The organism is Shouchella clausii, from assembly GCF_002250115.1.
Taxonomy (GTDB): domain Bacteria; phylum Bacillota; class Bacilli; order Bacillales; family Bacillaceae_D; genus Shouchella; species Shouchella clausii.
In genome coordinates this window covers 493552-507553 of the sequence record NZ_CP019985.1, presented here as the reverse complement: position 1 = coordinate 507553, position 14002 = coordinate 493552, and the positions used below count along the sequence as shown (strand labels likewise).

Genomic DNA, 14002 nt, shown 5'->3' with positions numbered 1-14002 from the left:
CGCTTTTGCTCTTTTTAAAAAGGGGGCGAAACGATGATTACAATCTTAATTGACTATTGGGATGCGTTTTTGTCTGGCTTTTTGCAGACGTTAAAAGCAAGCACCTATGCCCTTGTAGGCAGCTTCGTCGTCGGCACGCTAATTGCAGTCATGCGCATTTCCACGATCCGTGTACTTAATTGGCTAGGAACTGCTTATGTTGAGTTTTTCCGTAACATCCCGCTGTTGCTCACTGTCTTTATTTTTTGGCTCGGATTTCGCCTAGGCGGCTTTGAAGCAGGGACGCTAGGTTTATTGATTTATACAAGCGCCTTTATTGCTGAAGCTATACGAGCAGGCATTCAGGCAATCCCAACCGGCCAGATGGAGGCGGCGCGCTCCTCAGGTTTAACTTATACACAAGCATTGCGCTTCGTCATTTTGCCGCAAGCGATCAAAACAGTCATTCCCCCACTTGGGAACCAAACATTGAACTTGGTGAAAAACTCCTCGATTCTTGCAGTAGTGGGAGGGGCTGACTTAATGTACCAAGGCGATATCATTAACAGCATGACGTTTAGTCCGTATGCCGTATATGGCATTGTTGCGTTATTTTATTTACTTTTAACGATTCCGCTTAGCTGGGGAATCGGCTATTATGAGAAACGCCTTGCTAAAGGGGGCGCCTAAATGGACTTTCTATCGGCATATACGCCATCCAACCTCCTTTATTTATGGGAAGGATTTCAAGTTACATTATTATTGGCATTAATCGCCATCATTTGCAGTTATGTAGTCGGCATTGTACTCGGCATTCTTCGCTATGCAAAGATTCCGGTTTTTTCGCGAGTATTAGGCGCGGCCATTGATATTATCCGCTGTTTGCCTTTGCTGTTGATTTTATTTTTTACCCATTTTGTTTTGCTTCCGGAACTAGGGTTTCAAGTAAGCCCGTTTGTAGCAGCTATTGTCGCTTTGACCGTGTTTGAAGGTGCGATGATTTCTGAAATTATCCGCAGTGGTTTAAATTCGATTCCTAAAGGGCAAATTGAGGCCGCGCGTTCATCTGGCTTGACGTACACACAGACGTTGCGGGCGATTTTGATTCCTCAGGCAGCACGAAAAATGATGCCACCGACTGTTTCTCAATTCATTGCCCTATTAAAAGATACTTCGCTTGCGGTCATTATTACATTGCCAGAAGTCATGCACCATGCACGCATTCTAAGTGCCCACAACTCCAATTCGGTCTTTGCCATTCTATTCTTTGTCGCGATTATGTACTTTGTCGTCAATTTTGCATTGTCCAAAATTGCAAAGAAACTTGAAGCGAAGCATGTTTAAGCACCTTTTCTGCTTTCGTTTGCTTCATCAAAAAGTGCAAATAAAAATTTTTTAATATGAATGCGTACGACACTATGAGCCATGTCTAAATCAATTTCTTTCATCCGCTGCCTCACTTCACGAAAATCGAAGAAAAGGGGCGCGTAATACTCAAATTTTGGATGAGCGTAATCAGTTAGACCAAGGGAAGCAATGTTTGTCAGTGCTTTTGCTACTGCCCGGCGCATTCGTTGTTCAATGGCCTTTGCCTCTTTTTCTTGATCGATAGGATTGGAAAAGCGGGCTAAGGCCATTTTTTTATATAAGGTACGCAAAGAAAGGGGCTCGCTCCCTGTCTCGGCCAAATAATCCATCGCATGGATGAAATCTTTAGAGCCCGCTTCGTTTGAAATTCCTAGCTCTGCAAGTGTCCGCCGCGCTGCTCGTTGCAGAGAAACATGGGGATGAGTCGCATGGCTCACATGCGTTAATGCCAGTTGCATTTCTGGAAGGGAAGGTTGAAGCTGGCGTTTTACATAGGATAAAACAGACTCTACTTCAATCGCATGGATTGGTTTATGAATGAAAAATTCCACTCCGAGCTGGTAGGCTTCACCTACTAATTCTTTATTGTCATTTTGCGAAATCATAACAAAACGCCCACGATAACCAGCAGTTTTCAACTGCTCAATCATGTCGAGACCATCGATTTTCGGCATGAGCAGATCGATTAAGACGATGTCCGGCTGGCGAGCAACAATGGCCTGAATCGAAGCAGCGTTCCCTTCATCACTTAATACAATCTCTCCAAGTCCGGTTTTCTTAATAATGGACGCTAACATACGACGGCAACCAGGCTCATCGTCAATAATTGCAAACGTTATCATTGTTGTTTTCCCTCCAATCGCTTCGTTGGAATAACTAGACAAACTTTTGTGACATGGCTGCGCTCAAATTGCAGGAATCCACCTAAGTCAGTGACAATATGCTGCACGTGAGTCAGTCCGATTCCGGTTGAGGGGCTTCCGTCCTCATGATATTTTGTTGTAAAACCTGGTTCGCATAAATGATGCATGTCTTCTTCTGCAATGCCAGCGCCATCGTCAGTCACCTCAAAATAAGTCATCTCATTCTTTTCATAAATAGAAAGTAAAATCGTGCCTTCCTTGTCAATAGATTCGATTGCATTTGCTAATAAATTATTTAAGCAACTTAAAAGTTCGACATGTTTATTTGTTAAATACGTAGATGTTGTTTCTTGGCGAAAACGAATACGTTTGTTTAGAAAAAAGCTATAGCTTTCATTTCCTTTGATGGCAAAATCGCCTAATTGTTTGAGATCCAACTGCTCAAATGTGTGGTCATGGTTGTTTAATTTCGCTAATCCTGCTTGGACGCGTTGTGCGTCTTTTTTTATTTCGTGAATCTCTTGTGAAATTTGCAATGCTTCTTGGTGGTACGCTGACTGTTCTTGTTTTAGTTTCCGATAGAGATAGAATGCTCTGTTCGTCATGTTTTCCACTGTTTCAATTACTTTGCTTAAGTAGTAGCTTTCGCCGAAAAGGCTTGCACTTACGTTTAATAACGTTTCATAGCGCTTTTTTTGTTCTTTTAAGATCGTCTGCTGTTTATGCTGGGCGATGCTGGCGTATACGCCAAGGACAAAATAAACCCGAATAACGGTAACTACCAATAATGCTAACCACTCTGTCCATAACAGAGTCGTAATGTCTTGTAAGACCGAACGGGCAAGGAGCTCAGTTAAATTAGATGCGATATCAATAACGACAACAAATAATCCAAACCAGAGCATGTTCATTTGGACGAGCTTGGTCGGTAAAAGGTTGATTCCTAAACCGAAAGCCCAGTAATAAAACATAGCTGAAAGATGGACGAATAGAACTTCTACAAAAGAGTAAGGGTCTGCCAAAAATACGGTACTTGTTAATACCCGAAACAGTACGACAACCGCTCCCGTCAAAAGCCCCGTTAGAAAAGGGGGGACTTGCCTAAAAACAAGGAGCAGAAAAAAGAATGTGCTACTACCCATGCCAAACCGGAATTCCCAACCAAATGGGGCGAAACGGAGCTCACCCATTAGAGCAGTCGCCAAGCCAATGAAGACGACAGTAAGCCATTTTTTCGAACGCATAAGTCCACCTGTTTCATTGAAAAATTGCAAATGGAACAAAAATTGAGCCCCGAAGCGGGCAATGCAGCACTAGCCGATATCCAGGAGAAATAACGCTATGTCCATATATTATACACAAGGAGTAAAATAAATCAGCACTTTTATTGCCGTAATGAGAAGTTTTTTAGTTCATTCAGCGTAAGCCTAATGTGCTAGATTCATGGCTTTGCCAGAAAAGGTGACACGATTCTTTTTTATTTTCTGTAAGAAGAGCAGGAAAACGATCTTTTTCTTAGAATACTAACTATCATACTGGACAGATAAGGCTGAAGAGAGGGAACTAAATGAACATTTATTCATCAGTTGACATGGAAGGGATCACAGGGCTTGTAGACCGCCAGTTTGTAACGCCAGGCGAACGGTTTTATGAACGGGGCCAACAGTTGATGACAGACGAGGTAAACCACGTAGCAGAAGCTGCGTTTGCCTTTGGCTGCAAACGATTTGTCGTCAACGACTCACATGGGAAAATGAATAATTTGCTTGTGGAGCGACTTCTTGCAGAAATTGAATTGGTTTCTGGCGAGGTCAAACCGTATTCAATGGTACAAGGGCTCGACGATTCGTTCGACGGTGCTTTCTTTATAGGCTACCACTCCAGGGCCTCTATGCCAGGAGTCATGAGCCATACGATGATTTTTGGCGTCCGTTCGATGTGGCTTGATGGCCATGAAATCGGAGAAATGGGGTTAAACGCTTATTTAGCCGGTTATTACGGCGTTCCGGTATTGCTTGTAGCAGGAGATGACCAGGCCGCAAAAGAAGCGGAAGCGCTCATTCCTAATGTGACAACCGCTATAGTCAAAACAGCACAATCCCGTTCATCCGCTCTCTGTTTAACGCCTGCAAAAAGCAAAGCGTTGTTGCAAGCAAAAACAAAGGAAGCTTTAATGAAAAGCGGCAAAGTGGAACCGCTCATTGCAAACAAGCAGCCTGTTTTACATATTGAATTTGCCAATTACGGGCAAGCGGAGTGGGCCGCGTTAATGCCTGGTGCTGAATTAGAGACAGGCACAACTGTTAAATTTGCAGCAAAAGACGTCAAGGAAGCGTACCAGGCGATGCTTGTCATGACTGAGCTTGCCATGCAAACGACGTTTTGCTAGAAAGAGGCGATCCACATGCTTAAATATGTGAGCAAACGTTTTTTAGCGATGCTAATCACGTTATGGGTCATTATTACGGCTACCTTCACGCTTATGCATGCGGTGCCAGGTTCGCCGCTCAATAGTGAACAGACGACAAATGAAACAATCCGTGCCAATCTGGAAGCTTACTTTGGGCTTGACCAGCCAGTGATCAACCAGTACTTCTCGTATTTGCAATCGCTCATGCAGTTTGAATTCGGGCCTTCGATTGCACAACCAGGCGTATCCGTCAATGATTTAATCGCAAGAGGCTTTCCTGTTTCTTTGGAACTTGGAGTGTATGCGATTGCCATTGCCCTTGTCTCAGGCGTTATTCTAGGGGTCTTGTCGGCGCTAAAGCGCAATGGCCTGATTGATTATACGCTAATGACTTTTGCCGTGCTTGGTCTTTCAGTTCCTAATTTCATTTTGGCTGCTTTACTTATACATTCATTTAAAGATTATTTGCCTATTGCGACATGGCAGAGCTGGCAACATATGATCTTGCCCGTTTTTGCCCTTGCTACGTCGCCAATGGCGATTATAGCTAGGTTAACAAGGTCAACGATGGTTGATGTACTGACACAAGATTATATTCGGACGGCACAGGCAAAAGGGCTATCCCCTGTGACAATTGTCGTAAAACACGCGTTGCGGAATGGCCTGATGCCTGTTGCGACCATACTTGGCACACTAATCGCTGGCGTTTTAACAGGCAGTTTTGTGATTGAAAAAATTTTTGCCATACCAGGCATTGGCCGTTATTTTGTTGAAGGGATCAATAACCGCGACTATCCAGTGATTATGGGGACAACGATTTTTTATAGCGCCATTCTGCTAGTTATGCTATTCCTTGTTGATATTGTTTACGGTTTCCTTGACCCAAGAATTAAACTGCATCGGAAGGAGGGCCACTAATGGCGCTTCTTGATTCGAACCAGCAGCCTGTTGATGACGCTCTATTTAAAAAAGCGGTACAGACTGACAGTGCCGAAAAAGTCGTTCGCCCCTCTTTGTCTTACTGGCATTCAGCATGGGTCCGCTTGCGAGAAAACAAATTGGCAATGTTTGGCCTGGCAACGATGGTGGCCCTTGGCGTGATGGCGGTAATTGGCCCATGGATTACTCCCCATAGCGTCACTGCCGGCGATTTAACGAAAGTCAACATGCCCCCTTCGTCTGAACATTGGTTTGGCACAGACGAGCTTGGCCGTGATATGTTTGCTAGGACTTGGTACGGCGCCCGGATTTCACTATTTGTTGGTCTTGCTGCAGCCGCGATCGATTGCCTAATTGGGATTGTTTATGGAGGGATCTCTGGTTACAAAGGCGGGCGTGTCGACTCGACCATGATGCGTATCGTTGAAATTTTGTACGGCTTACCTTACTTGCTAGTTGTCATACTGCTTATGGTTATTATGGGCCCAGGTTTGCTCACGATTATTATCGCTTTGACTGTAACCGGGTGGGTCGGAATGGCCCGAATTGTCCGCGGTCAAGTGCTGTCATTAAAACAAAATGAATATGTGCTTGTTTCAAAAGTATTTGGCGGAAGCACTTCGCATATTATTCGAAAGAGCCTTCTGCCGAATACAATGGGGCCGATCATCATCCAAATGACGTTGACTATCCCCTCAGCGATTTTCGCGGAAGCATTTTTAAGTTTTTTAGGGCTTGGCATTCAAGCGCCTTTTGCTTCCTGGGGATCGCTCGCCAATAACGGTTTGTCCTCGATTTTGACAGGCCATTGGTGGCGTCTTTTTTTCCCTGCCTTTTTCATCTCGCTCACCATGTTTGCCTTTAACGTCTTTGGCGACGGTTTGCAAGATGCACTCGATCCAAAAACAAGGAGGCGGTAGCATTTGGCTTTATTGCAATTAAAACAACTGCATATAGCATTTAAAACATATGGCGGAGAAGTTCAAGCAGTCCGCGGAGTTAATCTGAGTCTGGAAAAAGGAGAAACACTTGCTGTCGTTGGCGAGAGCGGCTGCGGCAAGAGCGTAACAGCACAAAGCATCATGGGCCTGTTGCCAAAAGGGAGCGCCGCGATCAAACAAGGGGAAATTTTATTTAAAGAGCAAGATTTGACGAAGCTGCCCGCTAAAAAAATGCGCCGTATCCAAGGGAACGAAATTTCGATGATTTTCCAAGACCCGATGACTTCGCTCAACCCATCATTAACAGTCGGGACGCAATTGACTGAAGGCATCCGCAAGCATACGTCAATTTCTGCAAGCGAAGCTAATCATAAAGCGTTGGAAATGCTTGAAGTCGTGGGCATTGCCAACGGGAAAGAACGGCTAAAGCAGTACCCTCATGAGTTTAGTGGCGGGATGAGGCAGCGACTCATGATTGCGATGGCGCTTATTTGCAAACCGGACATTCTCATTGCGGATGAACCAACAACGGCGCTTGATGTTACGATCCAAGCACAAATTTTAAAGCTATTTAAAGACATTCAACGGCAGACAGGAGTCGCGATCATGTTAATTACCCATGATTTGGGGGTTGTCGCTCAGCTTGCTGACCGTGTGCATGTCATGTATGCCGGAAAAATCGTTGAAACAAGCAATCGTAGAGAGTTGTTTTATAACCCTCAGCACCCTTATACAAAAGGATTGTTACATTCAGTTCCCCGCCTAGACGGCAGTGAAGCTGAGCTTGAGCCGATTGGCGGAACGCCGCCTGATTTATTTGCACCGCCGGCAGGATGTCCATTTGCGCCACGCTGCGCGTACGCCATGGATGTCTGCCGTTCCCATATGCCAGCGGAAACGAAGATAACAGGAACGCATGCTGTTTCGTGCTGGCTCGAAGATCTACGCGCCAAACAAGTTTTTAAAGAGTTAGCTTAAAGGGGGAAGCACGATGAAAAAGAAATGGTATTACGCTCCACTAGCGGCAAGCTTTGTATGGACGCTCGCGGCTTGTACAACCGGGACGTCAACTGACGAAAATCCACCAGAAACAACAGAGGGGGAAACAGGGACAGAAGAAAAAGCAGAGGAAAAAATCTTGATTTTGAACAATGGCAATGAGCCTGTCTCTTTAAATCCACAAATTGCGTTCGAAGCGGTTTCGAATGCGCCGCTGAATAACATAATGGAAGGGCTTACACGGCTTGGTTCTGACCATACGCCAGAGGAAGCAACAGCTGAAAGTTGGGAAATCTCCGATGACGGGTTGACGTATACGTTCCATATTCGCGATGATGCCAATTGGTCCAATGGGGAGCCTGTGACAGCAGAAGACTTTGAATATGCCTGGAAAGAACTTGTTAATCCAGAGAATGCTTCATCAGCAGCCTTTTTAGCCGAATTGATTGAAGGAGCTGCTGAATACAATGCAGGAGAAGGCTCAGCCGAGGATATGGCCGTGACGGCTATTGATGACAAAACACTTGAGGTCGTATTGACTAGCCCGCAACAATATTTCCTTAGCATTATTGCCAATCCATCGTTTTTCCCGGTTCATAAAGCAACAGCAGAAGAAAATCCTGATTGGCATACAGAAGCGGACACGTATGTGAGCAACGGCCCGTTTGTCCTCGCTGGCTGGGACCATAACTCGGAGTTGCGGATGGAGAGGAACGACCAGTATTGGGATGCGGAAAATGTCGCTCTTGACGGTGTCAAATGGCTAATGCTTGAAGATGCAATGACTGCCTATCAAATGTATGAACAAGGAAACCTTCATGCAGCCGCACCGCCGGCAGACATGGCCGAACAGCTGATTGCAGAGGGAGAGGTTGACCTATTAGAACAAGCAGGCACATACTTTTACCGGTTTTTAGTGACTGAAGAGCCGTTCCAAAATCAAAAAATCCGCCAAGCATTTGCCAAAGCAGTTGACCGCCAGGCGATAGTTGATAGCGTCATTCGCCAAAACCAGGAACCTGCAGGGGCATTTGTTTCCTACGGATTTACCGAACCTGACGGCGGTGATTTCCGTGAATCAGGCGGCGATTTGCTTGAGTATGACCCAGACGAAGCAAAAGCATTGCTTGAAGAAGGGATGGCGGAAGAAGGCTATTCAGAATTACCTCCTGTTACGCTTTCATATAGCTCAGGAGTGGATGAGCATCAGCGCATTGCTGAAACACTCCAACAAATGTATGAAGAAAACTTAGGAGTTTCCGTTGACCTAGCAGTCGTTGAATCAAGTGTTTTCCTAGATCAGCAACGCAATTTAGAACTGCAAATGTCCCGGTCTTCGTTTATCGCTGACTACGCTGATCCAGTCAACTTCCTTGAAAGTTTTGTCACAGGTAGCTCTATGAACCGAACTGGTTGGGAGAACGAAGAGTATGATCGGTTGATTGCCGAGTCTAAGGAGGAAGGCGATGAAGAGCGGCGGTTTGCATTGCTCCATGAGGCAGAAACACTGTTAATGGAAGAAATGCCGATTTTCCCTCTTTACTTTTATAACCAGCCAATCTTAGAAAACGACTCTGTGACAGGTGTTGTCCGCCATCCTGTTGGCTATATTGAGCTGAAATGGGCTGACATCAATTAAAAGGCATGAGGGGAGAGGCGCTCTTCCCTCATGCCCGTTTTGCAAAGGGGGAATGGCTTGTGGAGGCTATCTTACCAAAAGCGCTAAAAAAGGGCGATGCCATTGGCGTGGTCGCTCCGGCAAGCCCGCCAGATCTCGCCCGTATTGAAAAAGCAAAGTCTTTGTATGAAGATATGGGGCTTCGGGTGTTGCTTGCTCCCTCGGTAGGTAAACGCCACGGCTACTTAGGGGGTACGGATGCCGAGCGTGTTGCTGATTTGGAAGCGATGTTTGCCAATGAAGACGTTCGTGGCGTGTTTTGTGCTTGCGGAGGATATGGAACACCAAGAATTGTAGACCGCCTGAATTACAAATTAATCGCCGAACATCCGAAAGTATTTTGGGGTTATAGTGACATTACGTGCTTGCATGTTGCGATCCACCAGCAAACAGGGTTAGTGACGTTCCATGGGCCCATGCTCAGTTCTGACCTCGGCAATAGCGAATTGGAAGGGGCAACATTAGCCGGATTATCACAGATCATGGCGCCTCGACAGCAAGTGTTTGAACAAACACGCCAGCCGTTGCACGTTTTAGCTGAAGGCATGGCTACAGGAAAATTAGTTGGCGGGAATTTGACATTGCTTGCTAGCATGATCGGAACGCCATATGAAATTGATACAAAAGACACTCTCTTGTTTATTGAAGAAATTGAGGAAGAACCCTATCGAATTGACCGGATGCTAAACCAGCTTAGGCTCGCTGGAAAGCTTGATGATGCTGCAGGGTTTGTTATCGGCAGCTTTAACGGCTGTGAGCCGAAAAAGCGCCAACATTCATTTACGCTGCAAGAAGTATTGGACGATTATTTTTCTGGATCTGGCAAGCCGTGCATAAGCGGCTTTCAAATTGGCCATTGCTCGCCTGCATTTTCTGTTCCATATGGAGCCAGGGCCGTTTTAGATACAGAACGCAAACGTTTCGTAGTGGAAGCTGGTGTGAGGGGGGAAGGGCAATGAAGGAAGTACAGGCAGCTGAGCCAGTTGTGACACTTTGGACATCAACGGATTCGCCAAGAGCAATTGACGAAAAAATAATCTGTGCCAACAGTTGCTATGAAGAGTGGCTTGAACAACTTTCCTATAATGAGCGCTTAGCACTTTGTACGGAAAACCTTGTCCAAAGCCAAATTTTGTTTGGGGAGACTGTGCTGATCATACAGGAAGTCGGCAAGTGGGCTGAAGTGCTGTTGCCAAACCAGCCGACTACGAAACATAAGGAAGGGTACCCAGGATGGATCCCCCTTTGCCAGCTCCAGGAATTAAGCCCTCCTAATACGAACACAGTCCGGATTTCAAGCACGGTTGCACCGTTGTTTACTGAAAAACACCAAAAATGGCTGACGCTTAGCTTTGGAACAGAATTAGCAGTCGTGGAAGATGAAGAGTATGTCATCCATGTCGACACGCCTCTTGGTACAGGGATCGTTAAACGGACTGATATAGAAGAAGGGCCGAGGGAACGGACAGGGGAGGCATTGTTAAAAAGCGCTCGCCAGTTTATTGGCCTTCCCTATCTATGGGGAGGAATGAGTGGGTTTGGTTTTGACTGCTCCGGGTTTGTTTATGCGATCCATCGTGCCAGCGGCATTCTTATTCCTAGAGATGCCTCCAATCAAGTCTTGACCGGGGAAATCATTGATGCAAGCCGGCCAGCTATCGGCGATTTGCTCTATTTTGGTCATGACAATGGAAAAGGAGCGATTCACCATGTTGCCATGTATGCTGGCAATGGAGAAATGATTCATGCTCCAAAAACAGGGAAAACAGTCGAGCAAATTCACCTTGCTGGAACTATATATGAAAAAGAACTTTGCGCAGTGCGCCGTTTTTTGAGCGCGCCTAGTTGGAGGGACATTTAGTGAGTGAACCGCTTTTGGAAGTGACGGATTTAAAAAAACATTTTGCTATTCGCAAAAACCAAACGCTTAAAGCGGTCGACGGTGTTTCTTTTGCCATTAGGAAAGGAGAAATGCTAGGACTTGTTGGCGAATCAGGCTGTGGAAAGTCAACGCTTGGCCGCACAATCCTTCGTTTGTATGAACGAACGTCGGGGTCAGTGAAGTTTAAAGGCACCGATGTCCATAAAGCTGGACAAAAGCAAGCAAAAGCACTGAATCGAAGCATGCAAATGATTTTCCAAGATCCATACGCTTCATTAAATCCCCGTTCTGTTGTAATGGACATCATTGCCGAAGGAATCGACATCCATCAGCTGTATACAGGGCACCACCGTAAGGAAAAGGTTTATGAGCTGTTGCAAACAGTTGGTTTAGGCGCTGAACATGCCAATCGCTATCCACATGAATTTAGTGGCGGACAACGGCAAAGAATTGGCATTGCTCGCGCTCTTGCCGTCGATCCAGAATTTATTGTTGCCGATGAGCCCATTTCGGCTTTAGACGTCTCAATCCAAGCACAAATTGTCAATTTGCTACGTAAACTCCAACGAGAAAAGGGATTAACCTTTTTGTTTATTGCCCACGATTTATCGATGGTCCGCCATATAAGCGATCGCATTGGCGTAATGTATTTGGGCAAACTAGTCGAGTTGACAACGAGTGAGGCGCTTTATAAAAATCCACTTCACCCATACACAGAAGCGTTGCTTTCAGCGATTCCGATTCCAGACCCAGATTTAGAAGATAAGCGTGAGCAAATTTTGCTAAAGGGAGAGATTCCAAGCCCGCTTTCGCCGCCAAGTGGCTGTGTTTTCCGGACTCGTTGCCCGAAAGCCATGGAGCAATGCTCGCACATCGAACCGCAAATGCAGGAATACCGGCCTGGCCATTTTGCAGCTTGTCATCTATACGAAGGCACCGCGCCGAAACACGGAGAAGCCGCCGCGACTCACGGTTAACTAGCCCGTTAGGAGCGAGCGCTAATAAGCTTACCCCCTGCCGTCATTTGGCGAGGGGGTGTTTGATTAAGATTGTTCGTTTGTTTCAGCGTATGTCCTATTGAGGTGGGTCGTATGGTTCTTGCCCCACTCGTGCATGGCGTCTAAAACAGGCTGTAAACTTTTCCCATAATCAGAAATGGAGTATTCTACTTTTGGTGGGATTTGCGGATAAACTTTTCTCTCCACAATATCATGAGACTCTAACTCTCGAAGTTGTGAAGTTAACATTTTTTGCGTTATGCCAGGGATAGCGCGTTTCAATTCGTTAAACCGCATAACGTCATGTGTCATTAACTGAAATAAGATTTTATGTTTCCACTTTCCGACAAGAATTTCTAACGCTGTGTCTACTTCGCAGGATTCCATCGTTTCCACTCCTCTTAACAGTTTCTTTTTATATACTATATGACAAACAACGGGGTATAAACAATCTTTTTGCCTGAATCCCTTTTTCAGTTGATCCGATAGTTTCTTTGATTATACTAACATACTTTAAAGTGCGTACTGTTTTATTCATCGACGATTGGATAGACTAAAAAAGAAAAAACATACAAAGGAGAGAATTTCAATGGCTACATTTTTTGAAGCAATTGAGAAACGGCGTTCCTATTACGCAATTAGCAAAGATTCTGTTGCATCCGATGAACGCATTAAAGAAATCGTCGAGCATGCTGTAAAACATGTTCCATCTGCGTTTAATTCCCAATCAGCGCGCGTGATCATTTTGCTTGGAAAAGAACATGACAAGTTTTGGGATTTAACAACAGAGGCTTTAAAAGCCGTTGTCGGAGACGGAGACTTCTCAGGCACACAACAGAAAATGGATGGATTCAAAGCAGGCTATGGCACCGTATTGTTCTTTGAAGACCAAGAGCCAATTTTGAAGTTGCAAGAGTCTTTCCCGCTTTATGCAGAAAACTTTCCGATTTGGTCAGAACAATCCTCAGGCATGCATCAATTTGCCGTGTGGACTGGTTTAGAAAATGAAGGGTTTGGCGCTTCTTTGCAACACTATAACCCGATTGTTGACGAATTGGTGATAAAAGAATGGAATGTTCCAGAAACGTGGAAACTTCGTGCGCAAATGCCTTTTGGCAAACCTGTGCAAGAGCCAGGCGAGAAAGAATTTTTGCCGCTTGAAAATCGTGTAAAATTGTATAAGTAAGCGAAAAGCCAGTTGAGGTCATGTCCTCAACTGGCTTTTTGATTGCCGCTACAAGGCAACGGTCTTATTTTCGCAACGCTTCTTCTTTTAATTCTGGATAAATTTTAGTCGGCTCTGTCACACGGTCATCCGTAATGTGGACTTGGCACATTTTGTTGTGGCGCATAAACTTGAAAATGCCGTTATTGAAGTCTGTTCCCGTTTCTTTAAAGAAAATGCCTTCGTACTTGGCATCTTTCGTATGGCTGAACATAAGACGATATCCTTCTTCGTCTTCTACAAGATAGGCACGAACGCCTTTTTCAAAGTGGCCTTCGAGCCCTTTGATTGCCCGGTCACAGGAAACGACGTGGAAATCGACGAAAGGAATTTCGCGGAGAAGCACGTTCATAAAGGAACCTTTCGTAATTTCCTCCCATCGGCTTTTAGCCGTTTGGCCGATAATAATTTGCGTAATATGGTGCTCTCTTGCGACTTCAGCGATTACTTTCACCGCCGGTTTCTTTTCATTATCACGAATAATAAACTCTTCAACATCATACTCTTCCGCCAACTCTTTCCACCTATCAATATAGGCCGATTTTTCGGCATCTAATTCATCATAAGGGAGAGGGTCAACCGTTAATATATATAAAGGGCAGTCAAGCATGTTAGCGATTTTCGCACCGCGTTTAATTAAACGTTCGCCGTTTGGCCCGTAATAAACACATACGAGAATGCTTTCATCCATGCGTCCTTTAGCTTTTTTCATAAAAAATC

At 45.2% G+C, this 14002-nt stretch carries 15 protein-coding genes; 11 read left to right on the top strand and 4 right to left on the bottom strand.

Features of this window, described 5'->3' with window-relative positions:
- The first annotated feature begins 33 nt into the window (after positions 1-33).
- On the top strand, positions 34-669 hold the full coding sequence (locus BC8716_RS02500; RefSeq protein ID WP_011245627.1) for an amino acid ABC transporter permease: 636 nt from the start codon (positions 34-36) through the stop codon (positions 667-669).
- A complete protein-coding gene (locus BC8716_RS02495; protein ID WP_094423780.1) occupies positions 670-1323 on the top strand; it encodes an amino acid ABC transporter permease in 654 nt (217 codons plus the stop codon).
- Here BC8716_RS02495 and BC8716_RS02490 read toward each other — a convergent pair.
- Entirely contained in the window at positions 1320-2189 is an 870-nt protein-coding gene (locus BC8716_RS02490; protein ID WP_094423779.1) for a response regulator, read from the bottom strand. The genes BC8716_RS02495 and BC8716_RS02490 overlap by 4 nt on opposite strands.
- A complete protein-coding gene (locus BC8716_RS02485; protein ID WP_094423778.1) occupies positions 2186-3454 on the bottom strand; it encodes a sensor histidine kinase in 1269 nt (422 codons plus the stop codon). Before BC8716_RS02485 ends, BC8716_RS02490 begins: the two co-directional genes overlap by 4 nt.
- Before the next feature lie 323 nt (positions 3455-3777).
- Between BC8716_RS02485 and dppA the strand changes: the two genes are divergently transcribed.
- The 8 genes from dppA to BC8716_RS02445 are packed head-to-tail and all read left to right on the top strand — an operon-like array spanning position 3778 to position 12036.
- On the top strand, positions 3778-4599 hold the full coding sequence (gene dppA / locus BC8716_RS02480; protein ID WP_094423777.1) for a D-aminopeptidase DppA: 822 nt from the start codon (positions 3778-3780) through the stop codon (positions 4597-4599).
- Positions 4600-4614: 15 nt separating this feature from the next.
- Positions 4615-5538, top strand: coding sequence for an ABC transporter permease (locus BC8716_RS02475; protein WP_094423776.1), 924 nt, complete (start codon positions 4615-4617; stop codon positions 5536-5538).
- Entirely contained in the window at positions 5538-6479 is a 942-nt protein-coding gene (locus BC8716_RS02470; RefSeq protein WP_094423775.1) for an ABC transporter permease, read from the top strand. Before BC8716_RS02475 ends, BC8716_RS02470 begins: the two co-directional genes overlap by 1 nt.
- 3 nt (positions 6480-6482) lie before the next feature.
- The gene (locus BC8716_RS02465; protein WP_094423774.1) at positions 6483-7478 is read left to right on the top strand and encodes an ABC transporter ATP-binding protein; all 996 of its coding nucleotides are present in this window, start codon (positions 6483-6485) and stop codon (positions 7476-7478) included.
- 13 nt (positions 7479-7491) lie between these two features.
- A complete protein-coding gene (locus BC8716_RS02460; protein WP_094423773.1) occupies positions 7492-9138 on the top strand; it encodes a peptide ABC transporter substrate-binding protein in 1647 nt (548 codons plus the stop codon).
- A 59-nt stretch (positions 9139-9197) separates the two neighbouring features.
- The gene (locus BC8716_RS02455) at positions 9198-10136 is read left to right on the top strand and encodes a S66 peptidase family protein (protein ID WP_094423772.1); all 939 of its coding nucleotides are present in this window, start codon (positions 9198-9200) and stop codon (positions 10134-10136) included.
- Entirely contained in the window at positions 10133-11038 is a 906-nt protein-coding gene (locus BC8716_RS02450; RefSeq protein WP_094423771.1) for a C40 family peptidase, read from the top strand. Before BC8716_RS02455 ends, BC8716_RS02450 begins: the two co-directional genes overlap by 4 nt.
- Positions 11038-12036 (top strand): ABC transporter ATP-binding protein, encoded by a 999-nt coding sequence (locus BC8716_RS02445; protein WP_157730335.1) that lies wholly within the window; start codon positions 11038-11040, stop codon positions 12034-12036. The genes BC8716_RS02450 and BC8716_RS02445 overlap by 1 nt, the downstream gene beginning before the upstream one ends.
- A 66-nt stretch (positions 12037-12102) precedes the next feature.
- Here BC8716_RS02445 and BC8716_RS02440 read toward each other — a convergent pair whose 3' ends face one another.
- Positions 12103-12444 (bottom strand): winged helix-turn-helix transcriptional regulator, encoded by a 342-nt coding sequence (locus tag BC8716_RS02440; RefSeq protein ID WP_157730334.1) that lies wholly within the window; start codon positions 12442-12444, stop codon positions 12103-12105.
- A 202-nt stretch (positions 12445-12646) separates the two neighbouring features.
- On the opposite strand from BC8716_RS02440, the gene BC8716_RS02435 reads away from it, so the two are divergent.
- On the top strand, positions 12647-13243 hold the full coding sequence (locus BC8716_RS02435; protein ID WP_094423768.1) for a nitroreductase family protein: 597 nt from the start codon (positions 12647-12649) through the stop codon (positions 13241-13243).
- A gap of 64 nt (positions 13244-13307) precedes the next feature.
- Here BC8716_RS02435 and BC8716_RS02430 read toward each other — a convergent pair whose 3' ends face one another.
- Entirely contained in the window at positions 13308-13994 is a 687-nt protein-coding gene (locus tag BC8716_RS02430) for a universal stress protein (protein WP_094423767.1), read from the bottom strand.
- Between the last annotated feature and the right edge of the window lie 8 nt (positions 13995-14002).